This window comes from Nostoc sp. (assembly GCF_036917635.1).
In the GTDB taxonomy this organism is placed as follows: Bacteria; Cyanobacteriota; Cyanobacteriia; order Cyanobacteriales; family Nostocaceae; genus Nostoc.
On record NZ_JBALCW010000042.1, the window covers coordinates 91,182 to 117,375 of the forward strand.

Consider the following 26,194-nt stretch of genomic DNA (forward strand, 5'->3'; position numbering starts at 1 on the left):
GCTTGCATGGATAGGGTTCAATACATACTCACTGAGAACCGCTATATTATCTTTGGTCATACCTTTGACATAATTTTGCAATGGGTTTGTCAATATGATCTGCAATAGTTTACTCATCAAACTGTTTAACGGAACTAGGCAGGTAATCCCTGCCTTTTTTTATTTATGGACTATTCCCCTTTACCTGAGAATTACTAATAGAAAATCCTCGACGCGTAGGTTTAATACTAGCTAATTCCACCTGAAAACTTACCTTATCGGTCATTTCCCCGCTTCTTGCTTCTAAAGTCCACTTACCAGGACGCAAATTCCAAAATAAAGAATTAGCTGAGTTTGTATCTAGTTTTTCCCCATTTAGCCACCATTCAACAGGCGCAGATTTATTTACCGCTAGCTTAAATTCGAGTTTTTGCTTCGCTTCTTCACCTGGATACAGTAAAAATAAATCGCCATGATGCGGAGATAAAATTCTCAAATTAGTAGAAACAAGACTCAATTGCTGTTGTTTTGCTAACCACTCATCATACTCTGGTGGTAAATTGAATTGATTGTTACTTTCGTAGGCAATTTTATCTTCTGGATAGAAATATTCCTGCACCACTGATGTACAATCTGGTGTTGGTCGTAACCCCGAAATTGCACAAATAGGTAATTGCACTAAACCTTCTGGAGGTGGAAAACCTGCTGGTTCTTGATGTTCGTGCAGGTGTAACATAATTCGATTCCACAAGGGTGCAGCGCCGGTAACGCCTGAAACCTGACGCATCGGTTCGCCGTTGAAATTGCCTACCCAAGTAGCGACGGTGTAATCTGTGGTGAAGCCAACTGTCCAAGTATCACGAAAATTGGAAGAAGTGCCAGTTTTAACAGCAACCGGAAAAGGTAAATTTAATAATGAGTCTACACCAAATGCTGTTGCACGAGCATGGTTGTCACTAAGTATGTTGGTGATTAATTGCCATATTGTGTACTTGGGGAGTAGGGAGTGGGGAGTAGGGAGTGGGGAGTTGGAAAATGTGCTTATTAGCGGTGTAGCATCTCCGAGTCGTGCCATAGTAACGTAAGCTCTAGCTAATTCCCATAGACTAACTTCGCCACTACCGAGAGTTAACCCTAAACCGTAATGTTCTGGAGTTTGATTGAGGTGTTCAAATCCCAGTTGATGCAGACGTTCTAAGAAAGTTTCTACACCTACTTTTTCTAAAACCCTGACTGCGGGGACATTTAGGGAATTTGCTAAAGCAATTCGCACCCGCACTGGGCCAAGGAAGCGTTCGGTATAATCTGTGGGGCTATAAAGTTTCGCGCCGGGAATGGCATAATGGGCGGGTACATCTGCTAAAATGGTATTTGGGCGAATTAAACCTTTTTCTAAAGCTAATTCATAGACAAAAGGCTTGAGAGTAGATCCTGGTTGACGTAGCGCCTGTACTCCATCATTGCGTCCTAGTTTGGCTTCGTTAAAGTAATCAGGGGAACCAACATAAGCCAAAACTTCGCCAGTGTGGTTGTCAATTACCAACGCAGCTGCATCATGGACATTGTTAGCGGCGAGAGAAGAAATTACGTGCTGTACCTGTGCTTCGACAAACTGCTGTAAAGGACGATTTATAGTCGTGCGGATAACGGATTCATCCCCCCTAACCCCCTTAAAAAGGGGGGCTTGATTCTCCGCTTTGTAAGAAGGGCTAGGGGGGATTTGATTGGCTAACCAAAATAAAAAGTGTGGTGCGGCGATAATTCCGCGTTGGCGAGATTGAAACACAACTTTTTCGGCCGATGTTCGGGCTGCGTAGCTTGTCGCCGTAGGCATCGCACCACTAATATACCCATCGCGTACCATCCGATTGAGGACGTATTTTTGTCGCTGCTTCAGCCGTTCCCAATGCTGGTAAGGGTTAAAATATGTGGGATTATTGGGAATAGCAGCTAACAAACTAGCTTGGGCAAGATTCAACTCACTAGCTGGGATGGAAAAATAAGTCCGCGCAGCTGCTTCTACACCATATATATTCCCTCCCATTGGTAGGCGATTGATATATGCAGCCAGGATTTCATCTTTATTCATCCCTGCTGCTAACCGCCAAGATAGCCAAATCTCACTCAGTTTACCAGAGAAGCTGCGGGGGACAGGATCTAACATCCGCCCCAACTGCATAGTAATTGTGGAAGCACCGGAAATAATTCGTTTCGCGTGGATAGCTTCTTTGGTGGCGCGGATAACAGCTTTCATATCCAACGCCCCGTGATGATAAAAGCTGCCATCTTCGGCGGCTAAAATAGCATGGATAAACTGGGGCGAAACCTGATTTAGTGGGACTACTGATGTATGCTCTTGGTCACGGGTGAGTAATGTTCCTAATGGTAAACCATTGCGATCGCTAAATTGCATTGCCAACTGATTTTGGGCAATATCTGCGGTATGAATGGCTGCAAAATAAGGTAGCAAGCGTAACACTAGGCAGATTAGCAGCCCAGGCAGTATAACCTTACTAGTGTGCTTAATTTTGAGTAGCGATCGTGAAATTAGTTTCATCAGGGAATCCCAGCCCAAGAAAACTTACCTTAATTTTGACGTGGCAATTACATCTAAATCAGGAAACATGTAAAATCTTTAACAATTAATCTGTCATAAATTAGCATATATAAATTAATATTTGCAGACTTAAATACTTCTTCATAGTTAAGAATTGTAGTTATTTTGCGGAACAATCACACTATATTGGTTATCTATGTAAAGAAATATAGTTAAATCCAATAATTGAGTAAAAAATAGTCATCCGCCTTCGCTTATTAGTCTTGGCATTGCCAACTCAATAAGGGGATACAAACTTTTATTCGCTATAATTTGTGAATTTTTATTTTGAATTCCTAAAAATATGATTATCAGAGTTTTACTCCGTTTCCACCATAAAATTCTTTCTTTGTTCCCTGGCGTACTTGGCGGTTCGTTAAAAAAAATTATTCCTACTTCAAGCCAGAAGAGAAAAATACAGTTTCTTCTTCTCTTTACATTTATGGTAGCGATGACGGGGTGTAATTTTTTTGCTATCAACTCAAATAAAGAACAACTCCCAACAGTATCCGCACTCACCCCGCCTAAACTACCAGACTGGATTGAACAAATTAGTCCCATTGGAGATGTGAAATCTCTTAACCAAATCCGCATCCGTTTTAAAGAAGCTTTAATCCCAGTTGAAAGTCTTGACAGTCCAGAACAGCAGCAAATATTACAAAAATTTGCACTTTGGCCGCCTTTACCTGGTCAATTTCGCTTTTTAACACCGCGCATGGTGGGTTTTCAAGCGGAGAAAGCATTGCCAATAGCAACAAGATTTCAAGTCACTCTCAAAACAGGTTTAGCCGATTTAAAAAATCATCGACTAGACAAAGATTTACCTTGGACTTTTAATACCGAATCTATCAACCTGAGTAATTTACCCGGTGTCAATCCCATTGAAAAGGCTGATATCGAACCAATTAATTTACAACAGAAATTACAGTTTAATTCTAATGTAGAATTGGATTTAGCTTCTCTACAAGAACATTTACAATTAATCCCCGAAGGTAAAAATAAAGGCACAGGTTTTAAAGTTGAATTAAAGAAAGAAGAAAAATCATTAAAAAATGAAGAAGAACCTTTAGAAAAATTTGACCCCTCAGCACGCAATTGGACTTATAACCTCATCCCCCAGCAAAATCTTGAAAAAGCAACCCCTTATCGGCTAGTATTTTCTCCCGGAATACGTCCTGCTTATGGTAATCTACCTACAGAGAAAGAATTTGTCAGTAAGTTAGCAACTTATTCGCCTTTAGTATTTAAAAAAATTAACTTTTACGGACAGCCAGATGCAGGTGGAACTTTTGGAAGATTTCTTAAAGGCAGTCCTCAGGTAGAATTTAATAACGTCTTAGTGGCAGATTCAGCTAAAGAAAATATTACTATTAATCCAGCACCAAAAGATATTTCGAGAATTATCCAAATAAACGATGAAGATAAAATTGTCGGCATCAATCCTTACGCGCTAGAAGCTGCCAAGACTTATACAATTACTATTGGCGGAAACCTCAAAGATAAGTTTGGGCAAACTTTGGGTAAATCTGTCACACTTAAATATGATACCGGAGATTTAGCTGGGGATATCTGGATACCATCAGATTTGAATATTTTCCCCACAGGGAAAGATTTACAGCTAAATATTAGTACGGGAAATCTCCCAGAATCGAAATATAAAGCGGCTTATCGAGTAGTTAAACCGACAGATTTAGTTTATTTTAATAATGGTAATGATTTATTACCACAACCTTCTGATTGGCAAAGCTTTAAGGTATCGGGTAAGAAAAATCAATCAGTTGACGTTGCTGTTCCTCTGCGGGAAAAAATCAGTGCAGCTACGGGAATGTTAGCTTATGGAGTGCAAGCCCGCACTAATAAATATCAGGAGAATGGCAAAGAACTGTGGCGTGAACCTACAACTTATGGATTGGTTGAATTGACGAATTTGGGCGTATTTACTCAGTGGTTTCCTGAGTCAGGCTTAATTCACGTCAATCATCTTACAGATGGTTCGCCAGTTCAAGCGGCTACTGTGGAAATTTATCAATCAAAGTTACAGGCTAAATCTCGCCCTGAACCTGTACCTTGTGCAACGGGTAAAACTGATGAAAATGGAACTTTGACAATTATTCGTGAAAGATTACAGCAATGTTATTCTGGGAATGAAAGTTCTAGTAAATCACCACAATTATTAGTAATTGCCCGGGAAAATCAAGATTGGGCATTTGCTAGAATTGAAGAATATACCGGCGTTTATGGGTATGGTATTGATGCAGGCTGGCAAGTTGGCAAACCTGAATCACGCGGGATAATTTTCTCTGATAGACAGTTGTATCAACCAGGTGAAAAAGCTTGGCTGACTGGTTTTGCTGACTTTTTACAAAATGGTACAATCCAACAAGATAAAAATGCTGTTTACCAATTAACTTTGGTTAATCCTGATGGGCAAAAGACTAATTTAGGTACGCAAACGACAAATGAATTTGGTACATTTTCTCTAGAACTGCCCATCAAGACTACTCAGCGCTTAGGCTATTATACAATCCAGGGTAAGGGGAAGAATGGGCAAGAGATTTCTGGAGAATTTCGGGTAGCTGAGTTTAAGCCACCGAATTTTAAAGTCGAACTCAACTTAGATAAAGAATTTGCTTTCATTGACGACAAAATTAATATTAATGCTACAAGTAATTATTTATTTGGTGCGCCTGTAGAAGGTGGCGAAGCAAAATACTTTATTACTCGCCAACAGACTAATTTTGTTCCTAAAGGTTGGGATGAATTTACTTTTGGCAGGCAATGGTTATGGCCAGACGAAACCCCTACGATATCTAGTGATGTCTTACAAACTAATGCCCAGCTAGATGCTAATGGTAAAAGTAGTCAAACTGTGAATGTGACTAATGATTTACCATATCCCATGACGTATCAGGTAGATGTGCAAGTTGCAGATATTTCTAACCTATCTGTAGCGAATTCCAAAACTTTTACAGCCCTACCAAGTAATCGCCTCATCGGGTTAAAAAGTAATTTTATCGCTGATGCTGGTAAGGCTTTCCCCATTGAAGTGATTGTTACTGACGCTATAGGAAAACCGATAACAGGTCAACCGGTGCGGCTGGAATTACAACAGATTAAATATAGCAGCGTCACACAGTTGGTGGAAGGTAGCCGAACTCCAAAAAATCAAGTTGAATATAAAACAGTCGGACAAACAGAAATTACATCTGCTAGCAATCCGCAATCGGTAAATTTCACAGCACCAGAATCTGGTTCATACCGGATTCGAGTTAATTTTAGTGATGCGAAAGGCGAATTAACTGCCACAGATTTACAAATTTGGGCAACTGGAGAAAATCAGGTATTTTGGGGTTCTAAAGAAAAAGATGTCTTAGAAGTTAAATTAGATAAAAAAGAGTTTAAACCTGGTGAAACCGCTACTGTATTAATTCAATCTCCCTATCCAGATGCAGAATTATACTTTGCTGTGATTAAAGACAAACCGCTTTATCAGCAAATTACTAAAACTCAGGGAAGCACACCACAAATTCAGTTTAAAGTCACGCCAGAAATGCTGCCAAATGCAGCCATTGAAGCTGTCTTAGTTAGACAAGGTAAACCGATAAACCAAGTGGAACCGGGAAGTTTAGATAACTTGGTGAAGATTGGTTTTACACCTTTTAAAGTTAACTTAGAAGATAAGTATTTAAAACTGCAAGTTAAGCCAGTACAAGCATCATTAGAACCTGGTGCAGAAGAAACGGTACAACTGGAACTGAAGGATAATCAAGGCAATCCCACCAAAGGACAGTTTACAGTTATGGTGGTGAATGAAGCGGTGTTACAACTTTCTGGTTATCGTCCGCCAGATTTGGTGGATACAGTTTATGCAGAACAGCTAATATCTACCCGCTTTAACGATAATCGCGCCGATGTAATATTACAGCCACAAGATGTAGCTAAACCGAAAGGTTGGGGTTATGGCGGTGGTTTTTCAACTGGTGCAGCCAATACTCGCACTCGCACAGATTTTCAAGCCTTAGCTTATTACAATGGTTCTGTTCTCACCGATGCAAATGGTAATGCACAGATAACCTTTAAATTACCGGATGACTTAACTACATGGCGGGTGATGGCTGTGGCCACTGATGGAAATCTGCGTTTCGGGAATGGAGACGCGACGTTTATCACCACAAAGCCACTGCTAACTAATGCCATATTGCCACAATTTGCCCGTCCAGGCGATCGCATCCTCGCTGGTTTATCTGTAACTAACAACACTGGGAATACAGGAAATCTCTCAATTAATGGCGAACTTAGGGGTACGGTGAAGTTTGCTGACAAAAACCCCACAACGACTTCTTTGCAAACCAAAGCTGAATCTGCAACTCATGCTTATCGCTTTCCAATGGTGGCGGATAGCGTGGGAGTTGCTAAAGTTCGCTTTAGCACTCAGCTAAATGATACCGCAGATGCTTTTGAAGTTCCTTTAGAAATTAAGCCAATTGAAATTACAGAACAAGTCGTTGAAACTGGTGTAATCCCCCCAACCCCCCTTACGAAAGGGGGGGATGAGGTGAAAATTCCCTTGAATGTTGATAAAAATACCTTCCCTGATGCGGGAGGTTTAGATATTGAGTTAGCGAGTACCTTAATTCCAGAGATTCAAGCACCAGCAAAACAGGTTTTAGAAGATGATGATTTACCATTTACAGAACCTGCTGCAAGTCAGTTAATGATTGCGGCTAATCTGCAAAATATTACACAAAAATATGCTCAGACATTTTCAGAATTTAATCCTAGCAAACAGGCAAAACAAGCAATTGAAAAATTACAAAAACTGCAAATAGCAGATGGTGGTTTTGCTGCTTTCCCCGGACAAGAAAAATCTGACCCTTGGGTTTCTTCTTATGCAAGTGAATCTTTGGCTAAAGCTAGTCAGGTGTTCCCTAATTTAGTCGATTCGGCAATGCTGTCTCGCCTCAAAACTTATCTGCAAAAAGTTCTAGCGAATCCTGGAGAATATGACTTTTGTAAACAACTATTATGTAAAAGACAACTGCAACTTAATGCTTTAATTGCTTTAGCAGATTTAGGAGATAAACGCAATACTTTTCTTGCAGATATTTATGAACAGCGCAATAATTTTGATTTAGTAACTCAAATTAAACTAGCGCGATATTTATCTCAATTCCCAGAATGGCAAAATGAATCTCAACAATTAGTAAACAAGCTGCAACAGAGTATATATGAAACTGGTCGCACAGCAGTTGTCAGTTTACCCAGCAGTTGGGGATGGATGAGTTCATCTACCACGACGCAAGCGCAAGCTTTACGATTATTTATTGCCAAACAAAGTAAACCCGAAGTTATAGATAAGTTATTCCAAAGTCTTTTGGCACTGCGGCGGGATGGCACATGGCAAACTAACTATAATAATGCCCAAGCTTTAACAGCTTTGGTGGAATATAGCCAACTGCAACCTACGCCACCTAATTTTGTTGCCACAGTGCAATTAGCTGGTAATAAGTTAGGAGAAAATCGGTTTAATGGCTATCAAAATCCTAGTTTACAGCTAAATGTGCCGATGAATCAATTACCTCGTGGGCGTAACGATTTAACGTTACAAAAATCAGGTAATGGCACTTTACACTATCTGGTTGCTTATAATTATCGCTTGCAGGGAAATCAACCAGGCAGATTTAATGGTTTACGCATAACACGAGAAATTAGTCAAGTAAATAAAGAGAAAGTTTTACAAAAAACAGGTCTTTACGCGTTCGATAAACCCTTGACTTTAGCCTCTGGACAGGTGTTTGATATTGGTTTAGAAATCATTGCCGATCGCCCCGTAGATCATATAGTAATAAAAGATCCACTACCAGCAGGTTTTGAGGTGGTGGATGCAAGTTTCCAAACTACCACAGCTGCATTACAAGCAAAAGCCGATAGCTGGGAACTTGGCTTTAAGAATGTGTACCGCGATCGCATTATCGCCTATGCTGACCACCTGGAACCAGGAGTTTATAGTTTGCATTACTTAGTCCGTTCTGTGACATCTGGTACGTTTTCTTGGCCTGGTGCGGAGGTTCACTTGCAATATGCACCAGAAGAATTTGGGCGTACTGCTGAGTCTACACTGATATTGCAGGATGGAAAGTAATTTTATCTTCCAATGGCTCAAGGTAAAGTTCTATTGCTTCTTGAATATTCTCTAATGCTTCTTCTACTGTTTCTCCTTCACTGATACAGCCAGGAAGTGAGGGAACATAGACAGTGTATCTGCCTTCGTCACTGGGTTCTAATGCAACTTTGAGTTTCATAATTTGGCAATGAACTTACTTTTCTATTTACGTATTTTAAAAGTTCGGTAATAAACCTGCTTGTTTGCAAATTTCATTGGCAGTAATGCGATCAATGGTACGATGCCTTTTTACAGGAATAGTTTTTATATCATTAGTATAGATCGAATGATTTCTTCCTTCTCTTAACAAATAAAATCCATTTCCTTCTAAGTATTTAATTAAATCTTTTCATTTAACTGACACACTCAAACCTCTATAGGAATTTGTTCGAGTAAAGAATTGCCTGTAGGAATTTATTTATTTTGTTGACGATAGGCAAGAATCATTTCTCTTGTTGCATCTTGTAACATTGCTCGACATTCTTCTAGGGTTTTTCCCTCAGTGATGACTTCTTGCCATTCAATGAGTTGTCCCATATATCCACTATTCGTTTTTGTATATTTTGCAGTGTATGTAATTAACATCAGTTAGTTATGAATGTAATTCTATAATTTATCGTAGTTTATTATTAGTCTGTGGAAATCAACCGAACCATAAATCCCGATTCTATCGTTGATACATTAAATATATGTTTCGTCAATCTTATTTGATATCGCTTACCCTGTCCCTTTCACAACTACCCATTGCGTTACACCCGCCATTGCTCGCCAGCCCAAAAATTTACCAATAGGTTCCGCACGTTGAATGGCAATCCGAGTTAAATCGCCACCGACTCGTTCATGCCATTGAAACAAAGTTTGCTCACCCTCTACCGTCACCACATTTGCCACCAAACGCCCACCCTGCTTTAGTGCTTCCCAGCAAACATCAAAAAGTCCCGTTGCTGTCACCCCACCACCAATAAAAATCGCATCTGGTGCAGGTAAATCTTTCAAAACATGGGGCGCTTTACCTGCAATGATTTGCAGATTTGGAGTACCGAGAGTGGCAGCATTATCGGCAATATATATTAGTCTAGATGAGTTTTGTTCGATCGCGATCGCTCGACACCGAGCATTACTCCGCATCCATTCAATAGAAATTGAACCACAACCTGCGCCCACATCCCATAATAATTCTCCCGGTGTGGGAGCCAAAGCTGCTAGGGTGATTGCCCTAACTTCACGCTTCGTTAACTGTCCATCGTGGTGATAGGCGTTATCTGGTAATCCTGGTAATCTTGGTAAAGGGATAACCCCAGCATCAGCAATACAATAAACTGCGATCGCATTTAAAGCCGCAACTTCAGTGTCACCCCAAGATGCAGCCGTCCCTTCCACAATTCTTTCATGAGCGCCGCCCATACGCTCCAATACGGTAATTTTGCTGCCACCATAGCCGCGATTTGTCAAAATTTGGGCAACAATGGCGGGTGTGTCCTTCCCTTCACTCAAAATCAACAGCCGCGCTTTTGGGTAAATGTAAGACTGGAGTAGGGAGAATGGACGACCATTCAAACTCAAGGTTTCCACCTCAGTTAAAGACCATCCCACCCTGGCACAGGCGAGACTGAAGGCTGAAGGTGCGGGGATAATCGTCATTTGGGAGATGGGAATTCGCCGCATCAAGGTAACACCAATGCCATAACACATCGGATCGCCGCTTGCAAGTATGCAAATTGACTGGCCGCAACGCTGGATGATTTCCTCTACAGAAGTGCTAATGGGGGATGTCCAGACTAGTTTCTCACGTTGGTCATCTGTAGGGAGCATCGATAAATGGCGATCGCCTCCTACAATTACTTTAGCTTGATCGAGTAAAGAACGAGCGATCGCGCTTAACCCCTGTAATCCATCTTCCCCAATGCCGACGATAGAAAGCCATTTCTCTGTCATGCTAATTCATAATTAATAATTACTACTTCATTAGGGCTTACGCAAAACATCTTTCAGACTTTCATTTCTCTGTGTCCTCTGCGCCTAGAAAGGTTCGTTATCCGTAACTCGTGCATAAGTCCTATTCATAACTAAGATTTGACGCTAATTCTAATTCTGAATTATTCCGTCAATTTTGGTAGGATATATTTCATAGTAGTGGATTGAGCATAACAGGATGAACTCACTTCCAGAAATAAAAGCCGCGATTATCCAATTGTCTGAAGGTGAAATGCGGGATTTATCAAACTGGCTTTAAGAATATCTGAATGATTTCTGTGACAAGCAAATCAAAGCAGATGTAAACTCTGGTAGATTGAAGCAGTTAATCCAGCGTGCAAAAGGAGATATTAACGCTAATCGGGTGAAACCGTTAGATGAAATCCTTAACAACCCCTGATTTTTAGACTCCGATTATTCTATGGCTTTTACTACATGAATCTAAACTATTACGAGCTTCTGGATGAGTGAAAAAATAGTCTTCGAGCCATTTACATCCTCGTGCTAATAAATCATCTAAATCCAAACTCCCCAAAATCACTTTACCATCTTTACTAGCAGAGGCAATGATTTTTCCATCAGGGCTGAAACTGACGCTTGTCACTGAATCGTTATGTCCAGTCAAGGTAGTAATGGGAGTTCCATCCTTTTTCCAAAGTTTAATAGTTTTATCTCTGCTTCCAGAAGCAATGATTTCTCCATCGGGGCTGAAACTGATGCTATTTACTGAATCACTATGTCCAGTCAGAGTAGTGATAAGAGTTCCATCCCTTTTCCAAAGTTTGATAGTTTGATCTGTACTTCCTGAAGCAATGATTTGGCTATCAGGACTAAAACTGATACTATTAATACCCTTTGTATGTCCAGTTAGGGTAGTAATAAAGGTGCCATCTAGCTGCCAAAGTTTAATAGTTCCATCATCGCCACCAGAAGCAATAATTTTACCATCGGGGCTGAAACTAACACTTGTTACCCAATTTTCATGCCCAGCGAAGGTTTTAATTTGAGTTTCGTCCCACTTCCAAAGTTTAATATATCCTTGATCAGTACCAAAAGCAATTATTTCTTGATTGGGACTGAAACTAACACTTGTTACCCCAACTTTAGGTCCAGTTAAAGGATAAATTTTAGTTCCATTGGCTTTCCAAAGTTTAGCGGTTCCTTGATCAGTACCAACCGCAATAGTTCTATCATTCGGGCTGAAACTAATATTATTTACCCAACCTTTATGTCCTGTAAGATTAGCAATGAGAGTTCCATTTTGCCATAGTTTCACAGTACCATCGTCACCACCAGAAGCAATGATTTTTCCATTACGGCTAAAATTCAGGCTGGTTATCGCACCTTTATGCCCAGTTAATGTAGTCATGATATCTGCGTTCAACTTCCAGAGTTTCACAATTCCATCGTCACTACCAGAAGCAATGATGTTGTCATGTTCGCTAAAACTCACACTAGCTACTGAATCACTATGTCCAACGAAGGTATAAATTAGGGTACCATGTAATTGCCAGATTTTTACAGTTTGGTCACTACTCCCAGAAGCAATTGTTTTACCATCACGGCTGAAACTGACACTATTTATCCTAGCTGTATGCCCCTCAAATGTTCTAATTAGAGTACCATTCGCTTTCCAAAGTTTGATAGTTTTGTCATCACTACCGGAAACAATATTTTCTCCATCTTGGCTAAAATTAATACTTGTCACCCAACCTTTATGCCCAAGAAGAGTTGTGATGAAAGTTCCATCACTTTTCCATAGTTCAATATTTCCTTCTTCGTTACCAACGGCAATAATTTGGCCATTATTACTGATGGTAGCACTAGTGACTGCACTACTTTTGAGTGGTATAGTTTTAATCAGAGTATCATCTAACTGCCAGAGTTTTATAGTGCCATCTTTGCTAACAGAGGCAATAGTGTTATCGGCACTAAATGTAGCACTAATTACCCAACTATGATGTCCAGAGAGTGTTTTAATCAGAGTACCATTTCGCTGCCAGAGTTTAATAGTTCCGTCTTGGCTAGCAGAAGCAATAATTTTGCTATCCTGGCTAAAACTAATACTTCTGAGCTTATTTTTATGTCCAATAAGGGTAGCGATCGCAGTTCCATTCTGATGCCATAATTTAACAGTACCATCATCACTACCAGAAGCAATAATTTTGCCATCAGGACTGAAAATTAGATTAGTGAGTCTTGTTTTACCGCTATTAAATTGATTATATTCATGAATATTCATCAAAATATTTAGTAAAGTAGACAAGGGAGTAGTTGTTTGATATTCTCCCAAATCAGACTGATTTTTTACCAGATATTTTAAATCTTCTCCAGCCTTCATACCTAAAAGCAAAGCTTCAAGTTGTTTAGATTGAAATTGCTGTGCAGCGTTATAGCCAACTTGTGTAAGTCTTGTAGCTTCATTGGCGGTGTGTAATTGATTTTGTCCAAAAATCACACTTATTAAGATGAGGATAATTGCGATACTTCCTCCAATCCAAACTATGTATTTTGCTTTTTTATTTGCATCAGCTAACTTTTGTTTAACAGTTAGATTAGCTTTAGTTAATTTTTGACTAGCTGATGCTAACTTATGATTTACCTCAATTTGTAATTCTGTAGCAACTTTTTGACTTTCTTGTAAAAATTCGTAATCTGAATTACTTAAACTTTTACCAGCAGCCCATGCTAACGCTTCATCTAAAGCTTTACCTCGCAATAACCAGGATGGCTCATATTGGGAATTTAACCACTTATTAATTGCTTCACTATAGGGACGGAGTTTATCTAATTCTTCTTTGAGCCAACTTCGATTAAAAACTGCTTGATAGATAGAGTTATATACTCTTAAATAGCCGGATTGTTTGACTACCAAACCTGATAATCTTAATTCCGTTTGCTCTTGACTAGCATCTATAATAACTCCCTTGCTTGAGTGTAAAACTTGCTGATATAATCCTAGTAATCTCCCAGCTTTTTGTTCATTTCTTAGCAAGCGATCGCGGATTGTTCTTAAATGCTCAGGTTCATCTTGAGCTTCCCAATTCTGGATGATATAATTATCCACTAATTCATTAACACTCAGATAAATATTTTCTCTTTCTTGCACAATTAAACTGCATAACTTTTGAGTAATAAACGGTTGTCCAGCAGTCCAATTTAACACATCTTGCAATACCGCCTCTGGATGTTCTACCTTATCCGCCAACCCTGGAAGTAACGCCTTCTTTGCTTCTGCAAAGCTAAACCCAGTTAATTCTATGGAACTACCAATATTAAACGGCGTGCGTTCTCTTTCTTGAATCAAATCTCCTGGTGTCGCTACCCCTAACAAACAAAAAGTTAGACGCTCATATTTTTGAGATTCAGCCCGGAGATTATAACAAGCGCGAATTAAAGCAAAAAAATCATCTTTAAACTTGCTTTTGATTAAACTATCAATTTCATCGATAAAAATGATAATATTAGAAGTAAATCTATTTAGTAGCAAAGACTCTAAAAGTAAATTTAATTTTTGGATCTCCGTCCAAGAGTCATGCTGTAACCACCAGCTATTAAAATCTATATCATCTATTTCAAAACTCGATAATAACTGATTAGCAAATCCTTTATACCATTTTTCTGGGCTACTATGACTACCAAGAATAGTTAAATCAATAGAAGCACATTTAATTCCGACTCCTCTAAGTTTTTTAATTGTCTGAACTCGCAAACTAGATTTACCCATCTGACGCGAGTTAAATACAAAACAATACTCCCCAGCCTTCAGCAGTTCAAAGATTTGTCCATCAGCTTTCCTAACTACATAGGTGCGATGATTAGCATTTAAACTACCACCGACTTTATAATAATTATTAAAATCCATTCTCTCTTTGCGTCCTTGGAGTTTTGGCGGTTCGTTTAAATTTTTTACAATTCATATCATGTTCGCTTGATTACTTATTAAACCAGGAGTTGCCCACCCCGCCAAAGCTACGCTTTGTCGGGGTGGGGTGCAATGACTGTGGGAATCATAACTAATTACCCGAACTTGATATCATAAACCTAAATTTAATTACAAGCGAACGCCAAAATATTCATGATACAATCTACACCGTGGCATCACACAATTATTGCTAAATTTAATCATCCCCATACTATCTAATTGATAAATATGCCGATTTTTACGCTCTACTTTAATTCCTTCAGCATTAGTCACTATCTCTTTAAATACCCTTCCTAACTCTTGATTTTCTTGAAATATCTCCAAATGTCGGCGTAAATGCTCAGTATAAATCCCTGTATCTGTAGTAGCCTCTTCAAGCAATTCTTCAATAGTTGCATCCTGAGATACCAAATAATAAAGTGCTAACCGCACCAAATAAGGATGTCCCCCCACTAGAGACATCAGAGGAAGAATATTTTTACTATCTAAACCATGTCGGATAGCTAAACTCTTCACCTGTTCTTCAGTAAACTCTTCCAATTTAATTGGTAATCCCACATTAAAAGGAGATTTATTAATATCTAAACGTCCATAATCTTCCGTAGAATGTGCTACTAATAGTCGCAATTTTTCCCATATCTCCGATTCATTAGCATTTTCATTCCAATTACGCAACATCGGAAAAAAATTCTGATAAATTTCTGGATATTCAAATAATTTATCTATCTCATCTAACCGACTTTCCGCACTTCATCGTGTAATATGCGTAGATTTCCCATAGGTGGAAAAAAATGGTTAAATCAACAACATAAATCGCCAATGGTATTCAATATTAATACTTAATAATTTGAACATTATTAGGAATTTTTATTGAAAAGATAGATAATACATTTTGAAGTGCGGAATGTGGGATCTAAAGCTAGAACTAAAACACCATCCAATTGTTTGAGCAAACTTTGAAATGTCAGAGTGCAGTTAACCATGCTGGGGGTGTCAATATCCCAGACTGTTAGCGGAGGTGCTGAAGGTAATTGATTAATTACATAAGCATAAAAACTGCGGAGAAAATCGTTAGCGTTAGTAAACTTATTTTTTTGTATTAAACTAAAATTCAAATAAACCGTACTATAACTACTTTTCTTTGCTTCAGCAATAATTCTTTTCAACAGCGAAGTTTTACCCATCTGCTTAGGTGCTTTAATCCGAATTAGTGCGCCAGGTTCTTTAATAGCAGTATAACAGCGAGATTCAGTGGGAGAACGTTCTTGATAAAAAGCAGAATTTAGTGGTTCCATCCCTTCTGGAAAGCGGATATTCTGGATAATATGTCCACATTTTTCTAAAGCTTTAACACTAACTAATTCTGGCTTATATTTAGCAAACATCTCAATCAAATTACAACGAGAATCTGGTTCAGTTTCAGGAGGAAAGCCAAATTTTGTAGATATATTTCTCAATTGATGACTAGCTGTAGAACGATGGGTAGCGCCAAGTTGTTTGGCTATCTGTTCATCTGTTTGTCCAGCTAAAAAGAATGGTAATGCTTTCTTTTGTTTAGGAGTCAATTCATCCTGGTATATTTTTTCAAACTTTTGTTGGCTAATGAGCATCTTTCTAGTTAGATTCCATCTATTTTTAACTACACTGATAAATTATAAGTAGGGTACATTACGGCTTTAGCATAAGGCACCATATTGTTTCGCAGTTAGGGGCGCTTATGTCATTTTTACCTTACAAATCATATTGAAAATACCTGTAACACATTCTACAGTCATTTAGTTGTTATACCAATTTTTTATGAATACGTTGGGGAGGTTGGGAGGGGTCAAAATAATGAATATGCAGCTTTACAGAGAATTGGTATTACTCTCCTAAGAATGCAAGTGAGGTCAGAGTGTATTGCATCAAAATGAGAAGCGCTATATTTAGCCATCATAAAGAAATTTAATATTTACTTGGTTAATTGTGTTGTAAGTTTTAGTTTATCAAGTTTCTGGTAGACACTGACATTGGTGAAGAAAACTTCACCTCAATAGATGTGCGACTGAAATAGATGAATATTTTATCAAAATATGGAGTTTTATGTAAATATAATTTTAAAATAAATCTCAAGAATCAAATTAGATTTTTATCTTTACCAATTCTACTGGTTTTGAGAAGATATCTGATTTGCAATTATTCCACAATCCTTCTTTTTAAGAATTTAACGAGAAAAATTATGCAACTCAAACCAATCATTTCTCTATTAACTAGCTGCACTTTGACTGCTGTTTGTATCACCTCTATAGCGAGTCAAGCCAAAGCTGATGATGAAGTTCGTTTTATCTGTGCTTCAGGTTACGACCAAACAACTAATCTCCGCTTTCCCACTACTTATGCTTGGACATCACGAGGAAAAATTGCCATTGTACGTTGGAAATATGGATGGTTTAATAATCAGAGTGTTACCCCAGAACAGCGATGTGAACAAGTATCGTCTCGATTCCAGACTGCTTACAACAATAAAAGTCTGGCTTATATCGCCAACGGTATAGTCAATAATCAAGCAGTAATTTGCACAGCCAAAGAAGTAGATGCTGCTTGTGATACCACACTGCTAACTTTAAGACCTCAAGATGATCCTCTACAGATTCTTGATGACCTCAAAGAGATTCTGAGAGGGCGTGCTACTAAACCGATTGAACATAGTTCTAAACAACAACCAGTCTACTACAAAATTGACATCAACAAGTTTCTGCAAACAGCACCTGTTGAGAAGAAATAATATCAAGTATCTGAACTATAGGAATCGTAAATTGTTTTTGAAAAAATCTCAGTAGTAGGGTGTGTTAATAGAGCGTAACGCACCATTCCAAGCTTGTGGTGCGTTACGAAGACAGGTTTGATTTCTGAAAAAATTACGTACTTAAGTGTAGGAGACTTCTTGCATAAATAAGAACCCCACCCCGCATTTGAGTAAAGCAAATGCTCCCCTCCCCTTATTCTTGGGGAGGGGTTGGGGGGTGCGGTGTTAGGGACTTTTGCAAGACGTGTAGGGTCATATCTCGGTAATGGTTTGCATAGCCTACCCTACGTGTATTTAAAAAATCAAATATGAGTCCTATAGATAAAAATTTCAGTCCACTTGAGTTGACAGCTATTAGCCTGTAAGGGACTTCCAAATAAAAAAATACTCAACTACTTCTTGTGGGGTGGACATCTTGTCCGCCCATAATTAGGGCGGGCGAGACGCCCACCCCACAAGATTGGATAATTTATTTGTTGGAAGTCCCTAACTTCGAGTTCCAGGCGGGATGAGTCAGTTTCAATTATTTGCTCGTCATTTTTATATATTTATCCAAATCCAACCGCAAAAATGAACAAACTCAATTCGTTTATCATCGCAATCTTAAGTACTTCTTTAGTACTCCCTACCGCCTACGCTGTCACATTACACCAAATATCTAATCAACCTAATCGCGCACTTGCAAATAATACCCTATCTCCAACCCAAATCCGTCAACTAGCCCAAGCTGTCAGCGTCAAAGTATTGAGTAATAACAAAGGCGGAAGTGGAGTATTAATTAGTAAACAAGGGCAAACTTACACTATCATCACTAACGCCCATGTTATCAGTAATAAAGGAACCTACCGTATTCAAACGCCGGACGGTAAAACCTATACAGCTACAGTTATCAATCAAGGTAATTCTTTAAAAGGTAATGATTTAGCTGTTTTACAATTTCAATCTCAAGCAAAGTATCAAATCATCCCTTTAGCTAGCAACTCCAATTTAGCAGAAAATCAAGAAGTATTTGCTGCTGGGTTTCCTGATGATAGCAAAGAAATAGTTGTCACCAATGGCAAAATATCTCTGTTATCTAAACAGCCATTAGTTGGAGGTTATCAAATTGGTTATACCAACGAGATTCGACAAGGGATGAGTGGAGGATCATTATTAAATCAGTCAGGGCAATTAATTGGGATAAATGGATTACTAAATAATGCTATTTTAAATGAGGCTTATTTTTATCAAAATGGAAGCAAACCCAGCGCAGAACAACTTCAGCAATTAAGACAACTCAGCTTTGCAGTCCCCATTCAAACTTTAGCGAAAGTTGCACCTAATTTAGCAATTATTCCTCCAGAATGGCGCAATCAGCAACAACTAACAAGACCAGCAGGTAACACATTCGTTGATAAAGTTGATAGTATTGCTCAACAGATTACTGTAAGAATTGATTCCCAAAATAGTGGGAATGGTTCAGGAGTAATTATTGCTAAACAAGGCGATACTTACTATGTAGTCACTGCACTTCATGTTGTAAAAAATCCAGATACTTATCAAATTATTGCCCCAGATGGCAAGCAGTATGTAGTACAGCAATCAAACATATTTAAATCAGAGGGATTAGACGCAGCAGTGGTTAAATTTACCAGCAATCAAACTTATTCAGTTGCCACAATTGCTAAATATAACCTATATTCTGACAGGAAAATACCGTGGATATTTCTCTCTGGATTTCCTCAAGAAGCAGCAGGAAAAAGAAAACTGACAGCAGGGTTGCGTAGTTATGGCAGAGGAACAATATTTATTCATGCAGAAAGCTTAGATTATTTAAATAATATTATTGATGCGGGTTACGAGTTGGGTTACACAAATCTGACAAAACCTGGAATGAGTGGGGGAGCAGTATTAAATGCAATCGGACAAGTAATTGGCATTAATACAAGTATTGAACCCAATGGAATAGGAGAAAAAGAAGAACTAGGGTTAGGTTTAGGAGTCCCAATTAATAGCATTTTCGGTTTGCTGAAAAAATCTGGATTGAAACCAGAACTGTTAAAGGTAGTAACTCAAGCACCCCCTAAACTAACAGAAACAGAAATTAATACACTAAAAAATCATCCTTTATTCGTTGCTCAAAAGCCTTCACAAAATCCTACTGAGTACGATTGGCTAAATTATGGCAATCAACTGTGGCGTTTAGAGAAATACCCGGAATCTGTGGCAGCTTTGCAACAAGCAATTAAGCTCAAACAAAATTTTTATGAAGCTTATTTGGCTCTTGGTTTAGCGCAATATGCCCAGGAAAAATATCCACAAGCCTTAGTAGCTTATGAGCAAGCAATCAAAATTAAACCCGATTCTGATAAAGTTTGGCTATCCAAATATTCAACACTAAACGAGTTGCAAAAATACCCAGAGGCACTAGTAGCAATTGACAAAGCAATTGAATACAATAGTAGCGATGTTGACCTTTATCTACAACGCGGTATAGCACTTAGAAATTTAAAACGCTACCCGGAAGCTCTAGCGGCGGTAACTAAAGCAATTGAGATGAAACCCCTATTTTTCTTGTACCTAGTACGGGGTAATCTTTATTCGCAGTTAAAAAATTATCAAGCAGCGTTAGCAGATTCAAATCAAGCGATTAAACTTCAACCTGATGATGCTATTAACTATAGGTCACGGGGTATTGTTTATTTCAATTTAAAAAATTATCAAGCAGCGTTAGCAGATTTGAATCAAGCGATTAAACTTGAACCTGATGATGCTATTAACTATAGTTTACGGGGTGATGTTTATTCGCAGTTAAAAAATTATCAAGCAGCGTTAGCAAATTATAATCAAGCCATTAAACTCTATAGTCAAGAGATTAAACTCCAACCTGATGATGCTAGTAACTATAGTTCACGGGGTGATGTTTATTTCGGGTTGAAAAATAATCAAGCAGCATTAGCAGATTTGAATCAAGCAATTAAACTTCAACCTGATGATGCTGATAGCTATAGGTCACGGGGTAATGTTTATTTCAATTTAAAAAATTATCAAGCAGCGTTAGCAGATTTGAATCAAGTGATTAAACTTCAACCTGATAATGCTAGTAACTATAGTTTACGGGGTATTGTTTATTCGCGGTTGAAAAATTATCAAGCAGCGTTAGCAGATTATAATCAAGTGATTAAACTTCAACCTGATGATGCTAGTAACTATCGTTCACGGGGTGATGTTTATTCGCAGTTAAAAAATAATCAAGCAGCATTAGCAGATTATAATCAAGCGATTAAACTTCAACCTGATGATGCTAGTAACTATCGTTCACGGGGTAAAGTTTATTCGCAGTTAAAAAATAATCAAGCAGCATTAGCAGATTTTAATCAAGCGATTAAACTTCAACCTGATGATGCTAGTAACTATAGTTCACGGGGTAAAGTTTATTCGCAGTTAAAAAATAATCAAGCAGCATTAGCAGATTATAATCAAGCGATTAAACTCTATAGTCAAGCGATTAAACTTCAACCTGATGATGGTAGTAACTATATTTTTCGGGGTGATGTTTATTTCAATTTAAAAAATAATCAAGCAGCGTTAGCAGATTTTAATCAAGCGATTAAACTTCAACCTGATGATGCCCTATATTACGTTGTGCGGAGTAGTGCTTACTTTGAATTGAAAGATTATCAAGCAGCATTAGCAGATTATAGTCAAATTATTAAACTTCAGCCTGATAATGCTAACGCATACTTTGGGCGGGGTGTTATCAATCAGAAACAAGGAAGCGATCGCGCCGCATTATCAGATTATAATCAAGCGATCGCTAAAGATGGAAAATTAGTAGCACCTATCATCAATATTGGCTACATCAAATATGAAAAAGGAGATGTAGAAGGGGCAATACAGCAATGGGAAAAAGCAGTTCAAATTAATGGTAAATTAGCAGAACCACAAATGGCGATCGCAGTTGCTTTATATGCTAAAGGTGAGCAAGAAAAAGCTCTAAACATGGCACAGTCCGCCTTACGTTTAGATAAAAGCTTTGCTAATGTTAACGTTCTCAAAGAAAATCTTTGGGGGACGCACTTGGTTGCTGAGGCACAAAAACTCCTTTCTCATCCTACTATCCAAGCATTGCGAACAAAACAGTAGTTTGTACTTGTAGCCAAACTAATTTAACTTTAAACCTTACTTTCTTGTCGAGGGTCTTTATCTGGTGGATGCCAACCACCCTTCATCCAAAGACGACGTGCTTTAATAATAGAACCTTCATTGTGACGTTCATCATTGAAGTCTAGACGATTACAAGTAGCCCTTCCTATGGAAGTAATGCCAATGACTTTTAAACCGTCTGCTGACCAGATAAAATGATCTGACCACTTTTGCTTACGAGGAAGAAACAATGGGATAATTTCTCCAGTATCTCGATCAATGCCAGTTGTGAAGTTATAGCGATATCCATTGCAACGCTGACAAGCTAATGCTAAATTATCCAGATCATCTGAACCATTAACAGAGCGTGGGAGAATATGGTCAATACAAAATTGAGCCGCACTAGCTTCTTCTAAAGAATGACAGTATTCGCAAAGAAACTTTGCCCTTTCCCTGACTAATTTTCTGATAGCACTATTAATTGTCACGATTCAGCAATAATTCTGGCATTGAGCAAAGTAAAAATCCTGTCAAGTTCCAATATGCCTGTCAACTCAGCTTCTTCCTCTGAGATAATAAATCCAGATTTTCTCTTAAGAGAAAGTTCTTCGAGTCGAGACTGTAATTCATCAGTAAATTTAAACAAATGTAGATTTCTAACTTTACTGATTTTGATTCCAGACTCTACCCAGAATGAGGGTTGAACCATCATTTGAGTTATCATAAACTGCGTGCATCGTTTAATTTATAGGACTAGTTTTATTGTAACAGTTAATTTTGCTTGCTTTGGTTTTTCTACATCTCTTTACACCCGACATCCAAAAGCCCTTAGCTCAAGGATTTAAGTTTATCTTAGTGCTATTCGCTATCCAATTACAAAAATGAACAAACTCAATTCGTTTATCATCGCTATATTAAGTACTTCTTTAGTACTCCCTAGCGCCTACATTGCGACATCTCAGCCAATATCTAATCAACCTAATCGCGCACTTGCAAATAATACCCTATCTCCAACCCAAATCCGTCAATTAGCCCAAGCTGTCACCGTCAAAGTGTTGAGTAATAACAAAGGCGGAAGCGGAGTATTAATTAGTAAACAAGGGCAAACTTACACTATCATCACTAACGCCCATGTTATCAGTAATAAAGGAACCTATCGTATCCAAACACCGGACGGGAAAACCTATACAGCTACAGTTATCAATCAAGGTAATTCTTTAAAAGGTAATGATTTAGCTGTCTTACAATTCCAATCTCAAGAAAAATATCAAGTCATTCCTTTAGCTAGCAATTCTAATTTAGCAGAAAATCAAGAAGTATTTGCTGCTGGTTTTCCTGATGATAGCAAAGAAATAGTCATCAGTAATGGCAAAATCTCTCTGTTATCTACTCAGCCATTAGTCGGAGGCTATCAAATTGGTTATACCAACGAGATTAGACAAGGAATGAGCGGCGGGGCATTATTAAATCAGTCAGGGCAATTAATTGGGATAAATGGCTTACTGAATAATGCTATTTTAAATGAGGCTTATTTTTATCAAAATGGAACGAAACCCAGCGCTGAAAAACTTCAGCAATTGAGACAACTGAGTTTTGCAGTCCCGATTCAAAGTTTAGCAAAAGTTGCACCTAATTTAGCAATTATTCCTCCAGAATGGCGCAACCAAGAACAAGCTCAAAAGCCATCGGCAGGTAATACATTCGTTGACAAAGTTAATAATATTGCTGAACAAATTACTGTACGGATTGACTCGAAAAATAACGGTAATGGTTCAGGAGTAATTATTGCTAAACAAGGACAAACTTACTATGTAGCTACTGCGGCTCATATGGTGAAAAATGCAGATAATTACGAAATTATTACTCCAGATGGCAAGCGGTATGCAGTGCAGCCAGAGAATATTGTTAAGCCAGAGGGATTAGATGCAGCCATTGTAAAATTTACTAGCAATCAAACTTATTCAGTCGCCACAATTGCCAAGTATAACCTATATTATTTAAAAAAACAAAGGTGGATATTTGTATCTGGATTTCCAGGAAAAACAGGTGGAAAACGAAAATTGACAGCAGGTTTACTTTGGAATAAAGAAGCAGTAACATTCCGTGCAGAAAGCTTGGATTATTTAGATTTTGTGATTGATGTCGGCTACGGTTTGACTTACTCAAATCTGACAGAGCCAGGAATGAGTGGAGGAGCAGTATTAGATGCAACAGGACAAGTAATTGGAATCAACACGGGTAGTGAAGGAAAAACAAGTGGTCAGATTGAACTAGGATTAGGTTTAGGAGTACCAAGCGATAGCATTTTAAATTTAGCCCCGAAATCTGGTTTAAAGCCAGAACTGATTAAAGTAGGTACTCAAGCACCTGCAAAACTTACAGAAGCGGAAATTAATTCACTGAAAAATCATCCTTTATTTGCTGTTCAAAAACCATCACAGAATGATAGTGAATATGAATGGCTGAATTATGGTAATCAACTGTGGCGATTAAATAAATATTCAGAAGAAGTGGGAGCCTTGCAAGAAGCAATTAAGCTCAAACCACATTTTTATCAAGCTTATTATGCACTTAGTCTAGCACTATATTCTCAGGACAAAAATCCAGAAGCATTAACAGCTATTGAACAAGCAATCAAAATTAAATCAGATAATGATGAAAGTTGGTCATTAAAACATGACATTTTGTTAGAGTTAAAAAAATATTCAGAGTCGCTAGCAGCAATTGATAAAGCAATTGAATATAACGATGGCAATGTCAACTATTATTTAGAACGCAGTCGGAGACTAGATGACTTGAAACGCTACCCAGAAGCACTAGAAGCAGTAAATAAAGCTATTCAGATAAAACCTCTGTACAATTACTACAGTTGGCGGAGTTTTATCCGCATTCGGTTAAAAGATTATCAGGGAGCAATAGCTGATGCAAATCAAGCGATTAAACTTCAATTTGATGATATTAGCGCCTATCGCATGAAGTACGTTGTGCACTATATACTACGTGATTATCATGAGGCACTAGCTGATGCAAATGAAATGATTAAACTTCAACCTTACCACGGAGAAAATTATTCTTACCGAGGTCGCGCTCGCTTTGGATTAAAAGATTATCAGGGGGCGCTAGCTGATTCCAATCAAGCAATTAAAATCGACCCTGAAGATGCAACAGGCTATAAGTATAGAGGTTTTGTTCGCTCTATGGGTTTGGAAGATAATCAAGGAGCGCTACTTGATTATAATCGAGCTATTAAACTGGAACCTGATAATGATGAAACCTATTTTGAAAGAGCCACTGTACGCTTTTCTTTAAAAGATAATCAGGGAGCGCTCTCTGATTTGAATCAAGCAATTAAACTTGATCCTAACAATGCCGCTGCTTACGCGAATAGGGGTCATGTACGGGATAAATTGAAAGATTCTCAGGGAGCATTGGCAGATTTCAATCAAGCGATTAAACTTGATCCACCTGTTGAAATATTAAGTTTAGTCTACAGGGTTCGTGGTGAGTTTCGTAGAAAATTAAAAGATAATCAAGGGGCGATGGCTGACTATACCAAAGCCATCGAACTCGAACCTAATGATGCAGAAAGTTACTTTCGTCGGGGTACATTTAGTTTCATTTTAAATGACCTTAAGGGGGCGCTAGCTGATGCGAATCAAGCAATTAAACTCCAACCTGATAATGCTAAAGCTTATCTCTTACGCGGTAGTGTTCACAAGACTTTAAATAACCTTCAGGAGGCGCTGATAGATTATAATAAAGGTATTGAACTTCACCCAGAAGATCCAGAACTCTATGCAGCAACCTACGTAATTCGGGGTACTATTCGCGCTCAATTTAAGGATTATCAGGGTGCAATTTCCGATTATAATCAAGCGTTAAAAATTCAGCCAAACAATATCGATACATACTCTTATAGAGGCGTTAGCCGTTTTCTGTTGAAGGATTATCAGGGTGCGATTTCTGATTATAATCAGGTGCTAAAAATTCAGCCAAACAATGCTCTGGTTTATTTACAACGGGGCGAGGTTTATATTCAATTAAAAGATTATCAAGCAGCACTAGCAGATTATAATCAGGCTATTAAACTTCAGCCTGATAATGCTAACGCATACTTTGGGCGGGGTGTTATCTACCAGAAAGAAGGAAGCGATCGCGCCGCACTAGCAGATTATAATCAAGCGATCGCTAAAGATGGAAAATTAGCACCAGCTATCATCAATATTGGCTATATCAAATATGAAAATGGAGATGTAGAAGGAGCAATTGGGCAATGGGAAAAAGCAGTTCAGATTAATGGTAGTGTAGCAGAACCACAAATGGCGATCGCAGTTGCTTTATATGCCAAAGGTGAGCAACAAAAGGCTCTAAATATGGCACAAGCCGCCTTGCGTATAGATAAAAGCTTTGCTGATATTGACGTTCTCAAACAAAATCTTTGGGGGACACGCTTGGTTGCTGAGGCAGAAAAACTCTTGGCTACTCCTAGTATTCAGGCTTTTATCAAGCAGTAGCAGAGGTTGTGATGTTGAGAAAAACTTCACCTAAATAGTGCTTTATCAGATATTGAAGAATTTATTCTCAAATTCTGAGTTGATTTGGTGATTCAGAATAAGATGCTTATCAGTTGAATTTGATGTCTCATGC

General features: G+C 38.3%; 14 protein-coding genes. 4 read left to right on the forward strand and 10 right to left on the reverse strand.

Features of this window, described 5'->3' with window-relative positions:
• Nucleotides 1–163: 163 nt before the first annotated feature.
• Nucleotides 164–2,536 carry a penicillin-binding protein 1C gene (gene pbpC / locus V7K32_RS11765; protein ID WP_334993311.1) on the reverse strand — a complete coding sequence of 791 codons (2,373 nt, stop codon included), beginning with the start codon at nucleotides 2,534–2,536 and terminating at the stop codon, nucleotides 164–166.
• Nucleotides 2,537–3,017: 481 nt separating this feature from the next.
• Between pbpC and V7K32_RS11770 the strand changes: the two genes are divergently transcribed.
• Entirely contained in the window at nucleotides 3,018–8,717 is a 5,700-nt protein-coding gene (locus V7K32_RS11770) for an alpha-2-macroglobulin family protein (RefSeq protein ID WP_334993385.1), read from the forward strand.
• Here the strand turns inward: V7K32_RS11770 and V7K32_RS11775 are convergent.
• From V7K32_RS11775 to V7K32_RS11805, 7 genes are all read right to left on the reverse strand, one after another.
• The gene (locus V7K32_RS11775; RefSeq protein WP_334993313.1) at nucleotides 8,689–8,877 is read right to left on the reverse strand and encodes a type II toxin-antitoxin system HicB family antitoxin; all 189 of its coding nucleotides are present in this window, start codon (nucleotides 8,875–8,877) and stop codon (nucleotides 8,689–8,691) included. The genes V7K32_RS11770 and V7K32_RS11775 overlap by 29 nt on opposite strands.
• Before the next feature lie 36 nt (nucleotides 8,878–8,913).
• On the reverse strand, nucleotides 8,914–9,078 hold the full coding sequence (locus V7K32_RS11780) for a type II toxin-antitoxin system HicA family toxin (protein WP_334993387.1): 165 nt from the start codon (nucleotides 9,076–9,078) through the stop codon (nucleotides 8,914–8,916).
• A gap of 74 nt (nucleotides 9,079–9,152) precedes the next feature.
• Complete coding sequence (locus tag V7K32_RS11785; RefSeq protein ID WP_334993315.1) at nucleotides 9,153–9,323, reverse strand: type II toxin-antitoxin system HicB family antitoxin; 171 nt, start codon at nucleotides 9,321–9,323, stop codon at nucleotides 9,153–9,155.
• A 132-nt stretch (nucleotides 9,324–9,455) separates the two neighbouring features.
• Nucleotides 9,456–10,673: a precorrin-6y C5,15-methyltransferase (decarboxylating) subunit CbiE gene (gene cbiE / locus V7K32_RS11790; RefSeq protein WP_334993317.1), complete on the reverse strand. Its 1,218-nt coding sequence runs from the start codon at nucleotides 10,671–10,673 to the stop codon at nucleotides 9,456–9,458.
• A gap of 442 nt (nucleotides 10,674–11,115) precedes the next feature.
• Nucleotides 11,116–14,577, reverse strand: coding sequence for an AAA-like domain-containing protein (locus V7K32_RS11795; protein ID WP_334993319.1), 3,462 nt, complete (start codon nucleotides 14,575–14,577; stop codon nucleotides 11,116–11,118).
• Nucleotides 14,578–14,766: 189 nt separating this feature from the next.
• Nucleotides 14,767–15,363: an AAA-like domain-containing protein gene (locus V7K32_RS11800; RefSeq protein ID WP_334993389.1), complete on the reverse strand. Its 597-nt coding sequence runs from the start codon at nucleotides 15,361–15,363 to the stop codon at nucleotides 14,767–14,769.
• Nucleotides 15,364–15,494: 131 nt separating this feature from the next.
• The gene (locus tag V7K32_RS11805; RefSeq protein ID WP_334993320.1) at nucleotides 15,495–16,247 is read right to left on the reverse strand and encodes an AAA-like domain-containing protein; all 753 of its coding nucleotides are present in this window, start codon (nucleotides 16,245–16,247) and stop codon (nucleotides 15,495–15,497) included.
• 608 nt (nucleotides 16,248–16,855) lie between these two features.
• On the opposite strand from V7K32_RS11805, the gene V7K32_RS11810 reads away from it, so the two are divergent.
• Both V7K32_RS11810 and V7K32_RS11815 read left to right on the forward strand, forming a co-directional pair.
• Complete coding sequence (locus tag V7K32_RS11810; RefSeq protein ID WP_334993322.1) at nucleotides 16,856–17,401, forward strand: COP23 domain-containing protein; 546 nt, start codon at nucleotides 16,856–16,858, stop codon at nucleotides 17,399–17,401.
• 591 nt (nucleotides 17,402–17,992) lie between these two features.
• Nucleotides 17,993–21,547, forward strand: a complete 3,555-nt coding sequence (locus V7K32_RS11815) for a tetratricopeptide repeat protein (protein ID WP_334993324.1) — start codon at nucleotides 17,993–17,995, stop codon at nucleotides 21,545–21,547.
• Nucleotides 21,548–21,576: 29 nt separating this feature from the next.
• Here the strand turns inward: V7K32_RS11815 and V7K32_RS11820 are convergent, their stop codons facing one another.
• Nucleotides 21,577–22,035 carry an HNH endonuclease gene (locus tag V7K32_RS11820; protein WP_334993326.1) on the reverse strand — a complete coding sequence of 153 codons (459 nt, stop codon included), beginning with the start codon at nucleotides 22,033–22,035 and terminating at the stop codon, nucleotides 21,577–21,579.
• A complete protein-coding gene (locus tag V7K32_RS11825) occupies nucleotides 22,032–22,271 on the reverse strand; it encodes a hypothetical protein (protein ID WP_334993328.1) in 240 nt (79 codons plus the stop codon). The genes V7K32_RS11820 and V7K32_RS11825 overlap by 4 nt, the downstream gene beginning before the upstream one ends.
• 157 nt (nucleotides 22,272–22,428) lie before the next feature.
• Here V7K32_RS11825 and V7K32_RS11830 point away from each other — a divergent pair, with 157 nt between their 5' ends.
• A complete protein-coding gene (locus V7K32_RS11830) occupies nucleotides 22,429–26,061 on the forward strand; it encodes a serine protease (protein WP_334993330.1) in 3,633 nt (1,210 codons plus the stop codon).
• Nucleotides 26,062–26,194 lie beyond the last annotated feature (133 nt).